The following is a 20,078-nucleotide window of genomic DNA, read 5'->3' as shown; positions in this document are numbered from 1 at the left end:
TAATGATAATTATTGAAACAGTTGAATTTTCTGTTTCAGTACTTCTTGTACGGCATTATTCGCAGGGATTAAGAACTTACGAACGCTGTCATCAACCTTTCCTTCAGCACATGTCTTTTGAACATTACCGACCCACTGAACGTTCATTTCAGTCCCTACGTTAACTTTTTCTATTCCGCTTGCAACGACCAAACGCATGTCTTCATCACTCACTCCTGTTCCACCATGCAGTACTAATGGTGTTTTGGTTAGCTGTGTAATTCGGTTTAGTCGTTCATGTTGAATATTTGTTTTGGTGGTATAAGAACCATGTACCGTCCCAATTGAAATCGCTAGCATGTCGACATTTGTGCCATCAACAAAAGCTTGTACTTCTTCTGGTGTTGTAAAGGCAATGTCACTTTCCGCTACGGCTTTTCCATCTTCACTGCCACCAATTGCGCCTAATTCACCTTCCACAGTTACATTTCGTGGGTGAGCGTATTCAATAATGAGTTTGGTATTGGCGATGTTCTCTTCTAAAGGTAGATGAGAGCCGTCATACATAACGGAACTAAATCCTGTGTCTATTGCTGTCTTAATATCATCAAGATTTGAACAGTGATCTAAATGTAAACAAGCAGGAACATCTAAAGTTCTCGATAGTGATTTAATTGAATCCACAATGAGTTCATAGCCAAGGAACTGGGCGGTTCCCGTTGAAATTTGGATCATCAATGGTGAATTTGTTTCTTTCGCTGCTTTAAAAAATGCCGGTAACATCTCTAGGCAATGAAGATTAAATGATCCAATAGCTTGGAAACCTCTTTCTTTTGCAATCGCTCTTAATTCAGTGAAGTTATACAGTTTCATTTGTTAATTCCTTTTGTTTGTTTTCATTGTTGATGCTGCGGTGAACAAAATAGGTAACGGCGATGATGAAGGCGGTAAATATCGCGACAAATGTCCAGTTACCGTTGAAAGCATTGCCAAGTAATAACCCTGTAGAGATGACATCGGAGTCACTAAAGGTCACGCCGACAAAACCATAGCTTTCAAGCAGTGGGATTAGTATTGCGGGTAAGAACGTAATAAATAATCCATGAACCACCCCGCCAATAACCGCTCCTTTTCGGCCACCCATTGCGTTTCCGAAAATACCTGCGGTACCACCGGCAAAGAAGTTTGTTAATAAGCCAGGTAGAATCATGGCTAATCCAAACATAGGGAAAACGAGCATCCCAATGATTGAGCCAACAGTTGTGGACAAGAACCCAACAATGACGGCGTTTGGCGAATATGGAAATAATACTGGGCAATCTAGAGCAGGCTTTGCATCTGGTACTAACTTCATTGCAATGCCACGGAATGCCGGTACTAGCTCATTCAGTAATAGGCGAACACCTGCATATAAAACAAACACGCCAGCAACGAACGTGATTGATTGCATAAAGGCATACATGAGGTAGTTAATACCGTTTGCTAGCGGTGCGATAAATTCTGGACCTGCGAAAATAGCTGGAATTAGGTACATTGGTACCATCACAACCGCCATCGATAGGTAAGTATCATTTAAGAATTTAAAGCCATCGGGTAATTCAATGTCTTCAATTGATTTTGAATTCTTCCCTACTACTTTGGCGACAGCCGCTTGTACTAAATAGCCTATGGTGCAAAAGTGTCCTAAAGCTACATCGTCGGATTCTGTGATTTTTCTAACGATAGGTTGGGCGATTGCTGGCATCACAACGGCCATGATTCCACCGAAGATCCCTCCAGTAAGAATAAGAGGTAGACCGGTTAGACCTGCTTTATAGCCAATAACTGCACCAATCGTCGCCATCCATAAAAGAGCCTGACCTGTTAGGAATATATATTTCCAAGGTGTGAATCGAGCAATGATAATATTGGTAATGAAAATGACGAGTAAGGTTAGAGCGACTTCTGAGCCAAGCTCTCTGTTTGCTAAACCGGCTATGGCTGCCACATCTGTGATGTAACCTGTCATGCCAAAGCCTTGTGTGAATATTTGGTTTAGGAACGTCAGGGTTTCAACAATAATATTGATACCCGCCATCATGACTAAAAAGCCAAGTAGGGTTTTAAATGTTCCTTCGACAGTTTTGCCGATGGATTTTTTTTGTAGAATTAAACCTAGCATAGCTATAAATGCAATTAATATAGATGCTTGGCCTAATAGATCATGGATTATAAAGTTAAAAAAAGTGTTCATAGATAACCTCTATGTATTATTTTTTTGTTGGTCTTTTTTAATTAAATACTTAAAAAAGGAGTGAGTTTTTCTTCTATTTCTTTTTTGTCGGTTAATTTATTGAGGGATATTATTTTTGATGTTTGGGTTTCTGTCGCATCAGAACTTAAAACATCGGCAAATGTTTTTTGAGTTAATATTACATCGTAATCAAATGCACTTGCGCCGGACACATCGGTATGATCGATTGTGAAATCTACCCCTAATTTCTTTAAAACGGTTTTTGCGCTCATTTCAATTGCAAAGCTTGAGCCTAATCCACATCCACACACACAGAGTACTTTAATCATGTTATATCCTTTTATTAGATTATATTTAGTTCTTTAGCTAATTTTACATAGTGGTCTTCCTTTTCTGTTTTTCTCCTTTGTATACTTGATAAATCAATGGGGATTGCTTTATTGCTAGAGTTTATAATTATTGCTTTATTTGTGAGCCCCGATTCTAGGCAACGAATGACTTCTTTTGCCATTAAGGTTCCTTGATATATTTCTTCACAACAAGGTTCTCCTGAACGCAGACTGAAGCCCATAATTGCCTTGCGAATTCGAGTACATACCAGTGGTTCTAAATTTTTAATAACAGTGTCAATAGCCCCTTGAAAGCCTGGGTAGTACTCTTTTGTATAGCCCTCAGAGCACAAGATGATGACGGAGTTTTGAACTTTAAGTGATTGATTTATCTTATTGGCTAATGCTTCATCACTGATTGGGTATTCAGGAATTAAAGCGATATCGGCATTCGATTTTATAGATGACTGCAATGCGAGTTCTCCAGAATATGCCCCGAGTAATTCAACCATAAAAACTCGGCTAGGAAGTGCACGTCCCGTCATTCGAAGCTTTTGAACCTCTATCCTTATTTGCTCACAAGCGGTTGCAAACCCAATGGTATATTCGCTACCACTAACATCGTTATCGATGGTCATACCGACACCAAAACAATTAACGCCATAAAGAGATAATTTATTTAGAAACTGTAAGGACCCATCACCGCCAGCTAAAATTAATACATCGACTTTAGTTTTACAGAGGTTTTTTACGATTTTAATATATTCTTCTTCAATTAGTATTTCCTCTGTTCTTCCTGAATTTAATATAGGCATAGCAGAAGAAGCATAATCAATTAAGTCACAATAACTAACCTCTTTAACCTTGTTGTTTAGTAATCCTGTTATTCCTCCGTCATAAAGTAATATTTCTGAATTGGTAAGTTTAGCTATTTGTAGTAGGAAGTTATTTATACCAACGGCATCTCCTCCACTGATTGCGATTGCTATTTTCATAATTACTCCTAAGCGTTGATGTGTTAATTTTGGCTTTTATTAGGAATATTTTTTTGAATCAAGTCACAAAACTAAACTGGTTAAGCGTTGAATCCTTTGTTTAACATAGAAATCAACGGTTATTTTTGTGATTAATGTCACTATGATGAGTGTGAATTGTTTTTTTAAGTCTTTGTTTTTTATTTGTTATTTTTATTTTCTGGTTGAAATGTAATTTGATGAGGTTTGTATTTTAATGTTAAGTTCATAATGTGATGAAAGTAGCATTTATTTTCGGGGATTATTTGACGGAGGAGTAGGGTTTGTGTATTTGCTTTTTAAATTTGTGTTATTCATAGAGATAGTTTTAATTTTCTTAGCTTAGTTCGGGAGATCGAGTTTGTAATTCCGCTCCTGAAACCTCTCTTCTTGATTTGGTAGTACTGAGATACTTTTTCAGATTGAGGTGTTTGAACAGATAACTCAATTCTGTCGACAAAAAACACCCCATTGATCAAATATCAATGGGGTGTTTTGTTTCTGGCTTTGGCTATTTACTTCTTACCTACAGCTTAGCGATCTCATCTTGTTTGTTATTTGGTTTTTTCTTGCTTTGTTTTTCTGCTTGTTTAATTAATTTCAGTAAGGTTTGAATGTCGTAATCTTGCTGTTGAGGGCCGTATAAGCTTGCCATTAATGCGTTGATCTCTGACTGGATACTGTGTTTGAGATCGGTGGCTACATTTGAATGCTGAGTTTGCCATTGAGCAAAAGCACTTTGAATTTTTGCACCGTCTTTGGATTTAACCGCATCAATAAAGCTATTTGGTTGTGCTTTGCTTGGTGTTATTTCCTCCGTTGGTAGTTGAGGTTGTTTACGCTTTTGTTGCACGAACAGTACTAGTGTTATTAGCCATAAAGCGGCGAATAGAGCAGTCGTGTATGGCCAAAAACTTGCGTTAGAACTATTCGCTGTAGAAGCGTTTTTAGGTTCAGCGGCTTTATTACTTTCGACAGCGTTAGTTGTAGTTTCTGGCTGTATGTTTGGCGTTTGTGCTGGCTGCAGCGCATTCTCATCTACTTTCGCTTTTAGAGTGATTCCATTTACTTTGGCGGTTTCTGCTTGATTGGCTTTTGAGTTCCACCAAGGCACGCTTACTGACGGTAGTGTAATGTCACCGGATTTTTTCGGCATGATGACTTGTTTTAGAGTCATAACGGTATTGCCGGATTTATCTTGGCCAAATTTTGGTTTTTCGCTGTAAACACGTACTGAATTTGGGTAGTCAATTTTAATATCAGGCAAGCTTTCTGCGCTCACATCTTGCACTACTAGGGCGAGAATTCGGGTAATCGGTTGACCAACCGTGGCATCTATAGTGGTAGATGAATCTAGCATGTTTCCTTCACTGTCCTGCCAGCCTTGTTGCAAGGTGAGTGATTGGGTAGGCAGCCATGCGCCTTGATACGAAGCGGGCTTTTCTTTCACGGTTAAGGTGATAGGGTCTGATTGCACATCGACAGGCACAATGCGACGGGTACCGGTTGTGCGGCTGATACTAATCACAGAGGCCTGTAGGCGAGTAGGGATAAGCTGATGCGTTCCAGATTGTTCGGCGGTTACACGATACTCTTGTTCTACAACCGTGGTTTCAATGCCATTAATGATTTTTTGATATTGGTTAGGTTGGCCGATAGGCTCGATGCTTAATCCATCACCTGAAGGTGGCGTGAGGTTGGTGTTTTGCAAACCACGAGGATCGGTCTTCACCAATAAGCGAGAGGTAAATGTTGCCATCTCTTTTGGGTATAAAGTGGTTTTTGAAATGCTGTCATCAAAGCTAATGAGGTCGCTTTGTTTTGGCGTGCTTGGATCGTTGCTGACATGCAAGGTAATGGGATCGGTTTTAACACCATTAATTTCAAAGCTTGGGATGATAACGTTACCGGATTTATTGGTCGCCAGGCTGATGTTCCATTCACTTCTTAATGTGACTTTGCCATTAACGCTGTAACGCGATGAACCAAATTGTACTGTACCTTGAGTGAAATCTTTATCTAATACGCTTGGGTCGAAATCTTCTCGGTGAGCTGCGCCCATATATGCCACTTGTAGATTAAATACTTCATTGGTGCTTAAACGGGTTTGTGAGACGGAAGCGGTCGCCTGTATATCATTGGCAAATGCACTTTGGCTTATCGCAAGTGACATTAAAACAGCGCTGAATAGGGCGAACTGTTTATGGTAAGCACGTTTTAGTTTTGAAGCGCTTAGCTGAGACAATAGTTGAGAAAAGATTGAATACATTGTGTTTTCCATTCGTCGAATTACCATTGCTGACCGTTAGATTCTGGTTGCGGGTTTTGCTGGGCTTCAAGCGCCATTTGAGCTTGTAGTAAGCGCCTTGCATCATCAGGGATCTGTTCTAGTTTATTGAGTTTTGGATCAACCGCGACCGTGTTACCCGCTGGGTTGTTTTTATCTTGCTCACTTGCAGCCATCGCTTGCTGTTTTTGTTGCTCTTCTTTCTGTTTTGATTGTTCTGCTTGTTGTTGAGCTTGAGCCCGCTGCTGTTTAGACTTTTCTTCGCTGTTCTGCTGAAAGCTATTTTGCTGATCTTTATTATCTTGCTCACTTTGCTCAGATTGATTCTGATTTTGTTGAGAATCTTGCTTTTGGTCTTGAGCTGATTTGTTTTGGTTGTTTTGCGATTGTGAGTCTTGTGATTGCTCGCTTTGAGACGACTTATCTTGAGCGTTATTTCCCTTCGAGTTTTGGTCTTGTTTGTCTTGCGACTGTTGATCTTTAGACTGTTGATTTTGAGAGTCTTTATCGTTCTTTTGCTGATCATCTTGTTTGTTATTTTTATCGTCTTGGTTTTGTTGTTGCTGCAAAGCTTTATTGACGATCTCTAAATTCTTTTTCGCATCAGCATGATTTGGATTGGTTTTTAAGATGTCTTCATAACCTTGTTTCGCTTGCTCTAACTGACCAGCTTGGGCTTGTGCATTGGCTAAGTTGTAGCGAGAGTCTTCATCTTTTAAGCCTTGCAAAGATTGAATTGCCGCTTGGTAATTACCTGCCTGATATTGAGATGTGCCTTGCCACGCACGGCTTTCAAATTGCGTAGCGGCTTTTGCATAATCTTTGGCTTGATAGGATTGGTAGCCTTGCTGGTCGGGCGTTTTAAATACCGATGACAGTTCAAAACCAGATTCAGGCGTCGTCTTTGGTTGGGTTTCTTGCGCCGCGAAAGCATCTTGAGGTTGCAGCAAGGGTAGGCTAACTAAAAGTGCTAGGCTGAAAATTCCACCACGGCGAAATGCGCCAAGAGCAAAAATAAGCAAGATAGGTAATAGCCAAAAACCATTATTGATATGTACTTCCAATTCTGGCGATCCTTTGTTTTGTTTATTGGTTTTCAATTCCACATGATTGAGGGCTTGGGCAAGCGTTTGAATATCGACATCATCGGTGCGAAGCGCGGTATAAACACCGTGCCCCGTTTGAGCTAATGATTGCAGTGCGTTGAGATCGGCTTTCGCAACTACGGTGACACCATTATGAGTAAACATATCGCCACTCGGTAGGCGAATCGGTGCGCCTTGTGCGGTGCCAACTGACATCACAGATAAATTCCAATTAGTGCCTTTAAGTTGGGTCGCGATGTTGTCTGATGCCGCAGAACTTAATCCATCAGCGACTAAAATAATGTCACCTTGCTGGTGGCCTGCTTGAGTCAACATATCAATGGCTTTTTTCACGCCAGCACCCGCATTACTGCCATGAGTCGGCATGATATCGGGAGATAAGTTTGGAATTAAATTTTTCAGCGTGTTGGCATCATGGGTGAGTGGGCTGATCATATAACCATCGGCCGAGTAGGCGACTAGCCCGGTGGTGCCTTCTTTCAATGCTGGCAGTAAATCCATGACTTTGTAGCGAGCTTGAGTTAAGCGGTTGGGCGCAAGATCGGTGGCGTACATCGATAAAGTCATGTCCATCACGATCACTCGTGCATTATTTACACCAAAGCTCGGAACCTGCTGTTTCTGAAAGCTTGGACCAGCTAGAGCGACGATGGCAATCAGCCAAGCAGTGAGTAATACTCCAACGACTGAGCTGTGTGTTTTGGTTTGATCTAGCCCTAATTGCTGACTTAAATGATTAGCAATTAAGCTGGTGGTTTTTGGTTTTCGATACAACCATACGCTAAGTAATACGGCAGGAATAATGGCGTATAACCAAGTAGGATTAAGAAGTTGGAAATCAGACATGTCGTCTCCTTAATACGGCAAGGATGAATGACAAAATCAACGCTAAAGCGAGCGGATAAGTAAACCATTCAGTTTGTGGTCGCCAGGTTTGTGTCGCATTACTGACCGGTTGTAACTGATTGATGGTGTTGTAAATTTCGTTCAATTCTTTTTGATCACGAGCGCGGAAGTATTTGCCGCCAGTCATTTGTGCAATTTCAGTGAGCGTTTTTTCATCCAAGTCTTGAGCGGTATTCACGGTACGGCTACCAAAGAAGCTATCTACCTGTAATTCACCCGCACCTACGCCAACGGTATAAATAATGGCGTGATTTTCTTTGGCGATATTAGCCGCTTCAATTGGGTCAATGACGCCCGCGGTGTTACTACCATCACTGAGTAGTACAATAACGCGCTGCTCAGCTTCACTTTTGATAAAGGTTTTAGTGGCAATACCTAAGCCTTCACCAATCGCAGTTTGAGTACCTATCATATTTAATTGGGCACGGTTTAACTGCTGCAATACGGTGGTGCGATCGAGCGTGAGTGGGGTTTGCAAATAGGCGTGATCAGCAAATAATACTAACCCTAAACGGTCGCCTTTTCGTTTGGCGATGAAGTCGGTTAATACTTGTTTCACTGCGCTTAAACGGTCGATATAGCCTGAAGGTGAATTCATGTCTTCTTGCGCCATCGAACCGGATAAGTCGACGACTAGCATCATATCGCGATGTTTCGGCTGGAATTCAACAGGTTTTCCATACCATATTGGTCTTGCTGCCGCGGTGACTAATAATAGCCAGATAATGATAGCAAGAGCTTTAAGTCCAATATGTTGTTTTTGTTGAACATTGCCCTCTGTTGGTAGGTTAGGTAAAACAATGGCAGCCCTAGGTTGATGAGCTGGGGCAAACCAATAAACAATCAAGGGCAGTGGTAAGGCGAGAAACACCCACACCCAATGAAACTCAAACATCGTCTTTGGAACCTTTATCTGCTGGGTTTTGAACTTTGGACTCAAGTTCGTTGAGAACTCGTTCTTTTTCGATTAATGATTTTGGTGCTTTTGGTGCTTTTGGTGCTTTTGGTGATTGGCTGGCAGGACGAGCAGCTGAAACGACACCATCATTCAGATCACTGGCCGATTGCTTAAATGCTTGTTGAGCAGCTTTGATTTTCTTTTTGCTTGGTGGTAGTGATTGGGTGATCCATTCTTCTACTTGTTGGTAAAGTTGGTCTGCAAGCTCTGGTGAAACGTCTTGTTTTTTATATAACGCGGTCTGCCATTCTTGCTGGTTGGCTTGGAAATTGTTTTTATTCAATGGATGTTGTTCATCTAAAAATGTGTACCAACGTTCGCCATGTAAGCTGGCAAGCATAGGTCTTGGATAATAAGACAAGCAGACCTGGCGAAGTAGATCATTGGCGGTGGCGACTTTTTTCTGGCCTTGTTGTTTATTGCTATTTTGCGCCAGTAACCGCAGTGCGGCCTTTTTCGCTAAACGGCGTTTTTTATAACGAGAGACAATAATCAGCGCAATGATGATCGCCAAGATAATGATGGCCGCGCAAGCCCACCATCCCCAAGCAATAGGCCACAAGCCGGGTTCTGTCGGCAAATGTAGCGGCGCTAAAGGAAGCATTTGAGAACCTGACTCTGATAAAGCCGGTTGCGCTTGTGATACCGCAGATAATGGGGCGTTATTCATTGATATTTCCTGAAGTTGGTGCGGATGATGAAGGTGCACCTAGTTGAGATAATAAAGGTTCTGAGCATGATAAAGAACGCATCGGAATAGCGAGACTTTTACAGATTTTCTCAATTTGATTGAGATGTTCAATATAGCGGTTTTTTAGTTGTGTTCGGGTATTTTTTTGCCCAAAGTTCAACCAGCGAGTTTGTTCGCCATTGCTAACATATTCACTGCCACGAAAATCAGTATTACCCATTTCTAAAGGATCGAATATATGGATGAACTGTAATCGGTTATGTTGTCTTAGTTGATTCAGCAGTGGTTTTCCATCTAAGTTTAAGCGCTTAAAATCACTAATGAAAACAATATCACTGCCTTTCGGACACATACGATGCAGGGTTTGAAGTACTTGCTGGAATGGTAATTCTTTCGCTGGTTTTGTATTGGCTTGCTGCTGAGCTTGTAGCTGTTTAATCGCCTCGTTATTTAGCTCAACCAATTGATGGCTAATATGTAATGCTCCTTGCTGACGAGCGGTCGGTTTTAGCTCAATCAAACGGTCTCCCATATCAATCACTGCGCCAATGCGATCTTTTTGCTCTACCGCGAGCCAGCTTAATAAACTGGCGAGATGTGCGCATTGAACGGTTTTAAATAACAGTTGAGAGCCAAAACGCATGCTTGCGCTAAGATCCAAATATAAGATTACGGGCTGTTCACGCTCTTCGGTAAACAGTTTGGTATGGGCTTTTCCGGTACGTGCAGTGACTCGCCAATCAATAGAACGAATATCATCGCCCGCTTGATATTGACGAACCTCTGAGAAATTCATCCCACGACCTTTTTGGCTACTAGTATGACTGCCGTTCAGTTGTGACCATAGGCTTTTACTTGGCGGCTGCCAGTGCACGGTATGGCTTTTGTAGTACAGCAGTTCTTTTAAGCTTAATTCTACGCCCGTGGCAAAAGGGGGTAACTTTTGCTCCATCATGCACTGCCAACCTGTGCCAGTAATTCTGCGATCACTCGGTTAGAAGTCACGCCTTCAGCTTGTGCTTGATAGCTGAGCAATAAACGATGACGTAGAACAGGGAAGGCCATGGCTTGAACATCTTCAGGGCTTACAAAATCACGACCTGCCAACCAAGCATGCGCACGAGCACAACGATCAAGTGCAATAGTGGCTCGAGGACTCACTCCCATTTGTAGCCATTCTGCTAACAGTGGGTTGTATTGCGATGGCTGACGTGTTGCCATGATCAAACGAATAATGTATTGCTCAACATTTTCTGCCATGTGGATCGAAAGTGCTGCCTGTCGAGCGTCGAAAATGGTTTGTTGAGATAACTTCACCGGTTGACTGGCTAGTTGACCTTGAGCCTCACCGCGGTTAAGGCGCAAGATGTCTAACTCACTTTCAGCATTTGGGTAGTCTACTTCAAGGTGAAGCAAGAAACGGTCTAACTGTGCTTCTGGAAGAGGGTAAGTGCCTTCTTGTTCAATCGGGTTTTGGGTTGCCATCACTAGGAACAAGTCGGGTAATTTATAAGATTCTCGTCCAACCGTAATTTGCTTTTCTGCCATCGCTTCTAGCATTGCCGCTTGAACCTTAGCAGGAGCACGGTTAATTTCATCGGCTAATATTAATGAGTTAAATATTGGGCCAGCTTGGAAGGTAAACTCTCCGGTTTCAGGGCGGAAGATATCCGTACCCGTTAAATCGGCTGGCAAAAGATCAGGAGTAAATTGCACGCGGTGAAAATTACCTTCAATACAATCGGCTAATACTTTAACTGCACGGGTTTTAGCCAGCCCAGGAGGACCTTCCACTAGAATGTGTCCATCGGCGAGTAGTGCTACTAATAATTGTTTAACTAGTTCATTTTGGCCAATCACTTGAGAGTTCAAATATTGCTGGAGCTGGGCAAAAGTGTCCGAATGCATGGTCAAAATATCTCCTGATATGTCTGATAAATACGTTTATGAAATGTCGTCGAATGATGAATGTGACAATTTGTAACTTGAGTTCTATGACCGCTAGAGAGTGAAAAAGTTCTCTCTAGTGACAAACTAAAAATAAGAGATTTAATTTAGATGTTTGATTTTTGGTCATAATATCAGAGCTACAATCAAAAGTAAGACATATATAAGATTCGGTATCGCCATTTCAAGCTGGTTTTCTGGCAGTTGTGAGCCAAAGCCGTTAGAATTAATGCAATTGATTTTATAAATTGTAACGTTGGGAATTAGATCATGAGTAATGATATTGAAAAAGAGCTAGAGCAAATGTCGGCAGAGATGACGGAAGCTCCAGAAACGCCATTACCAAGTATTGAAGAGCAAAAAGCAATTGTTGCAAAACTTAAGCAACTAGAAGCAGAAGGTAAGCTAACTCCTGAAGTTCTTGAAGAGCACTTTGGCAAGTTTAATGATGATGACGCGCGTCCAGTGCATTAATCTGCTTTGAGTTGAACGATTGAATTAACGCCTGCCTTTTATCCGCAGGCGTTTGTTTTTAAGCATTGGAATAACCTCAGACGGAATACACAGTGTTAGAAAAAGAGAACCTGATAAAGCTGGCTCGTATGCCAATGCCATTTGGTAAGTATGCTGGGCGAATGTTGATTGATCTACCTGAAGAATATCTGCTGTGGTTTCAAAATAAAGCGGAGTTCCCTAAAGGAGAGCTAGGGGATTTGTTGAAATTATGCTTAGCATTAAAAGTGGAAGGGTTAGATAGCCTAGTGAAACCATTAAAGCGTTGAGTTGATATAGATTTTGAGTTGCTATCGGTTTGAAGTAGTCTTTCAAACATAAAAAAAGTGAAGCTTTGAGGGCTTCACTTTTTTTATGTATAAGCTGTAGCAAGGAGTGACTGCTGAGCTGAAAAATTATGAGTTATATTCGGCAGTAAAAGCGGCCTTACATGCATTAAAGCGATTTACGAATTCATCAATATCTTCTTGTTGGTAAGGCTTCAGACCACTCGCGATCATCTTCTTCACGCCTTTGCCTACCACTTCACCATCTTCTTTAAAAGCAAAGTTCAACGTTACTACGCCGCGTTTGCCAGTCACATCAAACGTCGCACCAGTAAACTCAACTTCAGGATGTGATAGATCTAAGCGGCAGAACTCAACATCCATGCTTTCGTAGATCACGAGAGGGCGTTGAGTATTAATCATCATCTGCTCTTCTTCCATTAGAGGAACCATGATGTGTGGGAAATTCATACCAGAAAACTGAACGTAGTTTGTGACGACATGTTCAATAAAGTTTTGATCTTGGCTTTTTTCGCCTTCGTGATGCATGAGTAGGTATTCTTTACCATTTTCATCAACTAAAGCACTGTCTTGAGGCCCTTTCTCTTCGATATGTAAAGCAACACCATCAGAGACCATGCCAGAAAAGCGGAAGCTCATTTTTTGGCTAATGCCTTCTTGTTGCAATAAAACGGCAAATAAAAGGTCACCAGGAACACAGAAACGTTTGCTGTCTTCATCATGAATAGGGTTGAAGTCACCCGCCACTTTTTTAGCAAAATGACTTGCTTGCTGACGAGTAAATTGGAAAGCGCTATCTTGAGTTGAGAAATAAGGTGTTAGAAACATAATTCACTACTAATAGAAAAAACAGCCGAGATTATATATGACAATCGAGCATAATTGGTCAGTCCAGTGAAAATAAATTGATTTTCTTTTGTATGTTATAAGGTTAGCAGATTAAAGCTTAACCAGAAGAACGCTCAATAGGGTAGATATTGCAGTAAAGCTCTTTCTCAAATTGACTTTCAAGTGCGGAACGCCAGTGTTTGCAGTCATTGACTGGGATGAGATAAAAGTTTTCACGCGCCGTATCCGTAACGAAGGCAATACCATATTGCATCAACTCGTAGTGAGTATCGTGCACGAACCCAAGGCTAAAGCCCTGACGCCCTGTCAGTTGGTTAATATCACGCCGAGTTAACGTGACTCCTTGTGTCTCATTGATAAATTTATCCTTTAACCACGAGGCAAAATCTTTAGCGCTGACCATAGTGTAATTCCTTACCGCTTCCCTTGAATATAGTCTCCACGGCAAATGTGTATCGTTGCGGATAGAACGTAAGTTTGTAAGGGTAATGTCAAATAACAGACCTACCTCTAACTTTAGCCAATGGATATTATTTTGCGTTGAAATCTTTCAATTCCAGTGAATTTCTTTAGAATACTCGCTTTCATATTTGGAAAAGCTTTATTAAGTACTAAAACTTGTACCAAATATTTGAAAACGATTTACTATCTTCTTTATAACTTACTGATTATGTAGGTTAAATTTAAACTCATGTGCTACTTGGTATGTGGCACCACTGGAAATAGGATATATCATGCCTGTAATTACTCTTCCTGATGGCAGTACTCGCCAATTCGACAACGCTGTTTCAACTATGGATGTTGCTTTATCAATCGGTCCTGGTCTTGCGAAAGCAACCATCGCGGGTCGTGTTGATGGTAACCGTGTTGACGCGTGTGACCTTATTGAAAATGATGCGAGCTTAGAAATCATCACTGCTAAAGATGAAGATGGCTTAGAAATCATTCGCCACTCATGTGCTCACTTGCTTGGTCATGCGATTAAGCAACTTTTCCCTGAAGCTAAAATGGCGATTGGTCCAACGATCGATAAAGGCTTCTACTATGACATCGATCTTGAGCATTCTTTAACGCAAGAAGATTTAGACGCGATTGAAAAGCGTATGAAAGAACTTGCGAAAACCAAATATCAAGTCATCAAGAAGAACGTTAGTTGGCAAGAAGCGCGTGATACTTTTGAATCACGTGGTGAAAGTTACAAAATCGAAATTTTAGATGAGAATGTGGCACGTGACGATCGTCCGGGGCTTTATCATCATGAAGAATACATTGATATGTGTCGTGGCCCACACGTACCAAATATGAGCTTCTGCCAACATTTCACTTTATTGAATGTTGCGGGCGCATACTGGCGTGGTAACAGCGACAATAAAATGCTGCAACGTATCTACGGCACAGCATTTGCTGATAAAAAACAACTAAAAGAGCACCTTGTTCGTTTAGAAGAAGCAGCGAAACGTGACCACCGTAAAATCGGTAAACACTTAGATTTATTCCACATGCAGCAAGAAGCACCGGGTATGGTGTTCTGGCATCACAATGGCTGGTCTATTTTCCGTGAGCTGGAAGTGTTCGTACGTGAGAAATTAACAGAGTACGACTATCAAGAAGTAAAAGGCCCACTAATGATGGACCGTGTGCTTTGGGAACGTTCTGGCCACTGGGACAAGTACGCTGATGCGATGTTCACCACTTCTTCTGAAAACCGTGAATATGCGATTAAACCAATGAACTGCCCAGGTCACGTTCAAATCTTTAACCAAGGTTTGAAATCATACCGTGATCTTCCATTACGTATGGCTGAATTTGGTTCATGTCACCGTAACGAACCATCAGGTGCGCTACATGGCATTATGCGTGTTCGTGGCTTTACTCAAGATGATGCGCATATTTTCTGTACAGAAGATCAAATTCAAGACGAAGTGAAGCAATGCATCAAGATGGTTTACGATGTATACAACACGTTCGGCTTTGAAAATATCGTTGTGAAACTGTCAACTCGTCCTGAACAGCGTGTAGGTAGTGATGAAATTTGGGATAAATCAGAAAGCGATCTAAAACTGGCATTGGAGTCGATGGATATTCCATACGAAATCCAAGAAGGTGAGGGCGCGTTCTATGGGCCTAAGATTGAATTCACATTATACGACTGTCTAGATCGTGCATGGCAATGTGGTACGGTTCAGCTTGATTTCAACTTACCAGGCCGTTTAGGTGCAACTTATGTTGGTGAAAACAACGAACGTTTAGTTCCAGTGATGATTCACCGTGCAATTTTGGGTTCACTAGAGCGCTTCATCGGTATTTTAATCGAAGAATATGCCGGTTTCTTCCCAACTTGGTTAGCGCCTGAACAAGCTGTAATTACCGGAATCACAGATAAACAAGCGGATTATGTGCAACAAGTTGCACAAAAATTGCAAAAATCTGGCTTTAAAGTAAAAGCGGACTTGAGAAATGAGAAGATTGGCTTTAAAATCCGCGAACATACTTTAAAGCGTGTGCCTTACATGATCGTTTGTGGCGACCAAGAAATGGAAGCTGGCGAAATTGCGGTACGTACACGTAAAGGTAAGGACCTCGGTAAATTCAAAGTTGAAGATTTCATTTCTTATCTTCAAGCCGATGTTTCAAGCCGTAAGCTCAATCTGGAGGAATAACCTATTAAAGGCGGAAGAAAAGGCCAACAACCGGCCAAGCAAAACCAGCATCGTTTAAACGATGAAATTCGTGGCGTTAAAGAAGTACGCTTAACAGGTGCAGACGGCGAAGCCGTAGGTGTTGTTTCAATCAATGAAGCTATGGAAGCGGCTCTTGAAGCTGGTATGGATCTGGTAGAAATCAGTCCAAACGCTGAACCACCTGTCTGTCGTGTGATGGACTATGGTAAATTCCTCTTTGAGAAGAGCAAAGCTGCTAAAGAGCAGAAGAAGAAGCAAAAGCAGATCCAGATTAAGGAAATTAAATTCCGTCCTGGGACTGATATCGGAGACTATCAGGTAAAACTACGCAACCTGACTGGTTTCCTTGAAGACGGCAACAAAGTGAAAGTAACTATTCGCTTCCGTGGCCGTGAAATGGCGCATCAAGAAATTGGCGTTGACATTCTAAACCGTTTGAAAGCCGACACTGAAGAGTTAGCAGTGGTTGAATCTTTCCCAACGCGTATAGAAGGTCGTCAAATGATCATGATGCTAGCCCCTAAAAAGAAGTAATTAACGGCCTTACAAGTAATACAGCCTCGTCATTCGCTGTTATGCAGTGAGTGACGGGGTTTTATTCGCCCTAATTACATAATATTAACCGATATGTTTATTAACACTGCGTCTTAAAAGCTATTTACTTAGCACGTAGAACGATTAATACATACAATGCGGAGTTATTCATCATGCCTAAGATGAAAACAAACCGAGGCGCTGCGAAGCGTTTCAAAAAAACTGGTGGCGGCTTTAAATTCAAGCACGCAACTAAACGTCACATCCTGACTAAACGTACAACTAAAAACAAGCGTCAGCTTCGTCCAAATGCCATCCTTCCAAAATGTGAAGTAGCTGGTGTTGTTCGTATGCTTCCATACGCTTAATTTTTTAGTTTAATCAAATAGTTTAGGAGAAGCATAATGCCTCGCGTAAAACGTGGTGTACAAGCTCGTGCACGTCATAAGAAAGTTCTAAAGCAAGCTAAAGGTTACTACGGAGCACGTTCACGTGTTTACCGCGTAGCTTTCCAAGCAGTTACAAAAGCTGGTCAATACGCATACCGTGACCGTCGCAATAAAAAGCGTACGTTCCGTCAACTATGGATCGCTCGTATTAACGCTGCTGCTCGTCAAAATGGTCTATCTTACAGCCGTTTCATCAACGGTCTTAAGAAAGCATCTATCGAGATCGATCGTAAGATCCTTGCTGATATCGCTGTATTCGACAAAGCTGCTTTCGCAGTACTAGTTGAAAAAGCAAAAGCTGCTCTTTAATTAGAACCAGTCTTTAAGATTAAGAAAAAGAGAGCCTAGGCTCTCTTTTTTTATGTCTGGTTTTTAAGATTACCGACTATCCATTTATTCTCAATTTTCACGGCTTTACCCGTCCGATTCTTCACTTTAAGTCACTTTGGTATTCCTCTCTTCGTAACCATACGACTAGAAACAACCTGTTCAGATTCTTTTCTTAAGCATCAGCTCCCTATAGTTTGTCATCACCTTTTCGATTCAAACTTACATTAGTTCACGTATTTATAGTTTTTAAACGCATACTTTAAATTAGCAGCTATAATTACCTTGTTAATGATATTAATATAAATTTAATTCCCTTTATTTTGTAAGTTTATTCCTGTCTATCCTGTAGCTATTTTATTTACATGTTATTAATTAATATAAATATTTCATTTATTACTATTTAATTTTTGATATTCATCTCAAAGCGCTTTTTTTTACCTTTTTCCTGATTAAAATAATACATAATGATCGCCATTATCTGCTGTGTGGCAGTTTTAAGTTTTTATTTTAAAACCATGTTAGAGGTTATTATGTCAAAGGAAGGAAGCGTTGCTCCTAAAGAAAGAATTAACATTAAGTATATTCCAGCTACTGGTGATGCCCAGTCTGAAATTGAATTGCCATTTAAAACTTTAGTGGTTGGTGACTTTAAAGGGCATGCAGAAGATACTTCAATTGAAGAAAGAAAAGCCATTTCAATTAATAAAGATAATTTTCAATCTGTAATGAGAGAAAGTGATCTCAGTATTAACACTTCTGTAGATAATAAATTATCTGCTGATAAAGGTGATGACCTATCAATTAATTTACAGTTTAAATCACTTGAAGATTTTTCCCCAGATTCTGTTGCTTCGCAGGTTCCAGAAGTAAATAAGCTAATTGAATTACGTGAGGCTCTTGTTGCACTAAAAGGTCCTTTAGGAAATATTCCTGCATTCCGTGAACGTATGCAAGAGTTGCTAGGTTCTGAAGAAGACCGTAATCGATTACTGTCCGAGTTAGAGCTTGTTAATAGTTCTAATAAAGACGTTTAATCAATTATATAAAGCAATTAATTAGGGAAAGATTATGTCTACAGTTGAAAAGGTTCTTGATAATACAACGTTAGAGCGTAGTAGCTTATTAGATGAAGTGATGGCGCAAACTCGTATTACTCCAAATGAAGAAGGCTATGATATTGCTAAAAAAGGTATTGCGGCTTTCATTGAAAATCTTGTGAGTGCGAACCGTACAGAAGAGCCAGTTAATAAATCATTAGTGGATCAGATGTTGGTTGAACTTGATAAGAAAATCAGCTCTCAAATGGATGAGATTCTTCATAATGAAGCATTCCAACAGATGGAATCATCATGGAAAGGTTTGAAGCTTCTTGTCGACCGAACTGACTTCAGAGAGAACAATAAAATAGATCTTTTGCATGCGACGAAAGAAGAGCTGCTAGAAGATTTTGAATTCTCGCCGGAAACCACTCAGTCTGGGTTATACAAACATGTTTACTCATCAGGCTATGGTCAGTTTGGTGGAGAACCAACAGGCGCGATAATTGGTAATTTTGCCTTTACACCTTCAACGCCAGATATGCGCTTATTACAATATATGGCTTCTATTGGTGCAATGTCTCATGCTCCATTCATTTCAAGTGTCGGCCCTGAATTCTTTGGCATTGATTCGTTTGAAGAACTACCAAACTTGAAAGACTTAAAATCAATTTTTGAAAGCCCTAAATATACTAAATGGCGCTCATTACGTGATTCAGAAGATTCTCGTTATATTGGCCTAACCGCGCCAAGGTTCCTATTACGAGTGCCGTATGACCCAACAGAGAACCCGATCAAATCTTTTAACTATAAAGAGAGCGTAACGGCATCTCATAGTCATTATTTATGGGGCAACACCGCTTTTGCTTTTGCTAGTCGCTTAACGGATAGCTTTGCGAAATACCGCTGGTGTCCAAACGTTATTGGGCCTCAAAGTGGTGGTGCGGTTGAAGACTTACCTGTTCACGTCTTTGAATCAATGGGTGCACTACAAGCTAAGATTCCAACAGAAGTGTTAGTGACAGATCGCAAAGAGTTTGAACTAGCTGAAGAAGGATTCATATCTTTAACGATGAGAAAAGGTAGCGATAATGCGACATTTTTCTCTGCTAATTCAATCCAAAAACCTAAGATTTTTCCAAATACTAAAGAAGGCAAAGAAGCGGAAACTAATTATAAACTAGGTACGCAGTTACCTTATATGATGATTATTAACCGTTTAGCTCACTATATTAAAGTATTACAGCGTGAGCAGATCGGCTCTTGGAAAGAGCGCCAAGATTTAGAGCGTGAATTGAATGGTTGGATCAAGCAATACATAGCTGACCAAGAAAATCCGCCAGCAGACGTTCGTAGCCGTCGCCCATTACGTGCAGCCAAAATTGAAGTGTCAGATGTTGAAGGGAATCCTGGATGGTATCAGGTTTCTATGTCTGTTCGACCTCACTTCAAGTATATGGGAGCAAGCTTTGAGCTATCTCTCGTAGGTCGTCTGGACCAAGCGTAGTAATGGCTTATATCGCACCAGAAGACAGTGCGTTTGGTATCAGCTTCCTTGAGCGTTTGGAAGCTGATGCTAAGCCTCTAAATATTATTCAGGCACCAAATTTAAGTGAGGTCCTTAATTCTGTCAGGAATAATATTTCAAATATTCTAAATACTAGAATGGGGGACTCTCAGAGTAGTCCACAACTAGGGTTAATCGATTTTAATGATGCGACGTTAGAAGTTACCGATCTTTCAATGACAATCCGATTAGCCATAAAGAAGTGTTTAGACATATATGAGCCAAGATTAAAGAATATTTCAGTGTACACATCACTTGATAACTTTGATGCTTTTTCTTTGCGTTTTCAGATCTTAGCCGAGCTTGACCACCAAGCAATACATAAAAAAGTCAAACTTGATTTAATGCTAGATCAGAATAAAAAATACAGAGTGTTTTAATA

The 20,078-nt window shown here is 40.7% G+C and carries 21 protein-coding genes and 1 pseudogene; 9 read left to right on the top strand and 13 right to left on the bottom strand.

Annotated elements, in window-relative coordinates; all coding sequences use genetic code 11:
- Positions 1-9 precede the first annotated feature (9 nt).
- The 11 genes and pseudogenes from L3V25_RS00625 to L3V25_RS00575 all read right to left on the bottom strand — a co-directional run bounded on the left by L3V25_RS00625 (position 10) and on the right by L3V25_RS00575 (position 11,410).
- On the bottom strand, positions 10-852 hold the full coding sequence (locus L3V25_RS00625; protein ID WP_237293586.1) for a class II fructose-bisphosphate aldolase: 843 nt from the start codon (positions 850-852) through the stop codon (positions 10-12).
- Positions 839-2,212, bottom strand: coding sequence for a PTS sugar transporter subunit IIC (locus tag L3V25_RS00620; RefSeq protein WP_237293585.1), 1,374 nt, complete (start codon positions 2,210-2,212; stop codon positions 839-841). Before L3V25_RS00620 ends, L3V25_RS00625 begins: the two co-directional genes overlap by 14 nt.
- A gap of 41 nt (positions 2,213-2,253) precedes the next feature.
- Positions 2,254-2,541, bottom strand: coding sequence for a PTS sugar transporter subunit IIB (locus tag L3V25_RS00615; protein WP_237293584.1), 288 nt, complete (start codon positions 2,539-2,541; stop codon positions 2,254-2,256).
- 14 nt (positions 2,542-2,555) lie between these two features.
- A complete protein-coding gene (locus L3V25_RS00610; RefSeq protein ID WP_237293583.1) occupies positions 2,556-3,536 on the bottom strand; it encodes a 6-phosphofructokinase in 981 nt (326 codons plus the stop codon).
- A gap of 332 nt (positions 3,537-3,868) precedes the next feature.
- Positions 3,869-4,030 (bottom strand): annotated as a pseudogene (locus tag L3V25_RS00605) (IS481 family transposase); the annotation flags it as partial.
- 50 nt (positions 4,031-4,080) lie between these two features.
- A complete protein-coding gene (locus L3V25_RS00600; RefSeq protein ID WP_237293582.1) occupies positions 4,081-5,823 on the bottom strand; it encodes a BatD family protein in 1,743 nt (580 codons plus the stop codon).
- 20 nt (positions 5,824-5,843) lie between these two features.
- On the bottom strand, positions 5,844-7,793 hold the full coding sequence (locus L3V25_RS00595) for a VWA domain-containing protein (protein WP_237293581.1): 1,950 nt from the start codon (positions 7,791-7,793) through the stop codon (positions 5,844-5,846).
- Positions 7,786-8,748: a VWA domain-containing protein gene (locus tag L3V25_RS00590; protein ID WP_237293580.1), complete on the bottom strand. Its 963-nt coding sequence runs from the start codon at positions 8,746-8,748 to the stop codon at positions 7,786-7,788. The genes L3V25_RS00595 and L3V25_RS00590 overlap by 8 nt, the downstream gene beginning before the upstream one ends.
- Entirely contained in the window at positions 8,741-9,481 is a 741-nt protein-coding gene (locus L3V25_RS00585; protein ID WP_237293579.1) for a DUF4381 domain-containing protein, read from the bottom strand. The genes L3V25_RS00590 and L3V25_RS00585 overlap by 8 nt, the downstream gene beginning before the upstream one ends.
- Positions 9,474-10,454 (bottom strand): DUF58 domain-containing protein, encoded by a 981-nt coding sequence (locus L3V25_RS00580; RefSeq protein ID WP_237294316.1) that lies wholly within the window; start codon positions 10,452-10,454, stop codon positions 9,474-9,476. Before L3V25_RS00580 ends, L3V25_RS00585 begins: the two co-directional genes overlap by 8 nt.
- Positions 10,454-11,410, bottom strand: coding sequence for a MoxR family ATPase (locus L3V25_RS00575; RefSeq protein WP_237293578.1), 957 nt, complete (start codon positions 11,408-11,410; stop codon positions 10,454-10,456). Before L3V25_RS00575 ends, L3V25_RS00580 begins: the two co-directional genes overlap by 1 nt.
- A 309-nt stretch (positions 11,411-11,719) precedes the next feature.
- Here L3V25_RS00575 and L3V25_RS00570 point away from each other — a divergent pair, with 309 nt between their 5' ends.
- Together L3V25_RS00570 and L3V25_RS00565 are read left to right on the top strand one after the other, a co-directional pair.
- Positions 11,720-11,923: a chromosome partitioning protein ParA gene (locus tag L3V25_RS00570; RefSeq protein ID WP_027695671.1), complete on the top strand. Its 204-nt coding sequence runs from the start codon at positions 11,720-11,722 to the stop codon at positions 11,921-11,923.
- Between the two features lie 92 nt (positions 11,924-12,015).
- Positions 12,016-12,231 (top strand): DUF3820 family protein, encoded by a 216-nt coding sequence (locus L3V25_RS00565; RefSeq protein WP_027695672.1) that lies wholly within the window; start codon positions 12,016-12,018, stop codon positions 12,229-12,231.
- Positions 12,232-12,357: 126 nt separating this feature from the next.
- Here L3V25_RS00565 and L3V25_RS00560 read toward each other — a convergent pair whose 3' ends face one another.
- Both L3V25_RS00560 and L3V25_RS00555 read right to left on the bottom strand, forming a co-directional pair.
- Positions 12,358-13,077 (bottom strand): DUF3581 domain-containing protein, encoded by a 720-nt coding sequence (locus L3V25_RS00560; RefSeq protein ID WP_027695673.1) that lies wholly within the window; start codon positions 13,075-13,077, stop codon positions 12,358-12,360.
- Positions 13,078-13,195: 118 nt separating this feature from the next.
- Entirely contained in the window at positions 13,196-13,501 is a 306-nt protein-coding gene (locus L3V25_RS00555; protein WP_237293577.1) for a hypothetical protein, read from the bottom strand.
- A gap of 331 nt (positions 13,502-13,832) precedes the next feature.
- Between L3V25_RS00555 and thrS the strand changes: the two genes are divergently transcribed.
- From thrS to tssE, 7 genes are all read left to right on the top strand, one after another.
- The gene (thrS, locus tag L3V25_RS00550) at positions 13,833-15,758 is read left to right on the top strand and encodes a threonine--tRNA ligase (protein ID WP_089124060.1); all 1,926 of its coding nucleotides are present in this window, start codon (positions 13,833-13,835) and stop codon (positions 15,756-15,758) included.
- A 3-nt stretch (positions 15,759-15,761) separates the two neighbouring features.
- Entirely contained in the window at positions 15,762-16,313 is a 552-nt protein-coding gene (gene infC, locus L3V25_RS00545) for a translation initiation factor IF-3 (RefSeq protein ID WP_237294315.1), read from the top strand.
- A 173-nt stretch (positions 16,314-16,486) separates the two neighbouring features.
- On the top strand, positions 16,487-16,681 hold the full coding sequence (gene rpmI, locus L3V25_RS00540) for a 50S ribosomal protein L35 (protein WP_027695677.1): 195 nt from the start codon (positions 16,487-16,489) through the stop codon (positions 16,679-16,681).
- A gap of 36 nt (positions 16,682-16,717) precedes the next feature.
- The gene (gene rplT, locus L3V25_RS00535; protein WP_027695678.1) at positions 16,718-17,071 is read left to right on the top strand and encodes a 50S ribosomal protein L20; all 354 of its coding nucleotides are present in this window, start codon (positions 16,718-16,720) and stop codon (positions 17,069-17,071) included.
- A 551-nt stretch (positions 17,072-17,622) separates the two neighbouring features.
- Positions 17,623-18,126, top strand: a complete 504-nt coding sequence (tssB, locus tag L3V25_RS00530) for a type VI secretion system contractile sheath small subunit (protein WP_237294314.1) — start codon at positions 17,623-17,625, stop codon at positions 18,124-18,126.
- A 34-nt stretch (positions 18,127-18,160) separates the two neighbouring features.
- Positions 18,161-19,636, top strand: a complete 1,476-nt coding sequence (gene tssC, locus L3V25_RS00525; protein ID WP_237293576.1) for a type VI secretion system contractile sheath large subunit — start codon at positions 18,161-18,163, stop codon at positions 19,634-19,636.
- A 2-nt stretch (positions 19,637-19,638) separates the two neighbouring features.
- Positions 19,639-20,076 carry a type VI secretion system baseplate subunit TssE gene (tssE, locus tag L3V25_RS00520; protein ID WP_237293575.1) on the top strand — a complete coding sequence of 146 codons (438 nt, stop codon included), beginning with the start codon at positions 19,639-19,641 and terminating at the stop codon, positions 20,074-20,076.
- The last annotated feature ends 2 nt before the right edge of the window (positions 20,077-20,078 follow it).

Source organism: Vibrio sp. CK2-1, assembly GCF_021726515.1.
Classification (GTDB): Bacteria; Pseudomonadota; Gammaproteobacteria; order Enterobacterales; family Vibrionaceae; genus Vibrio.
This window is presented reverse-complemented; position numbering and strand designations above follow the sequence as displayed.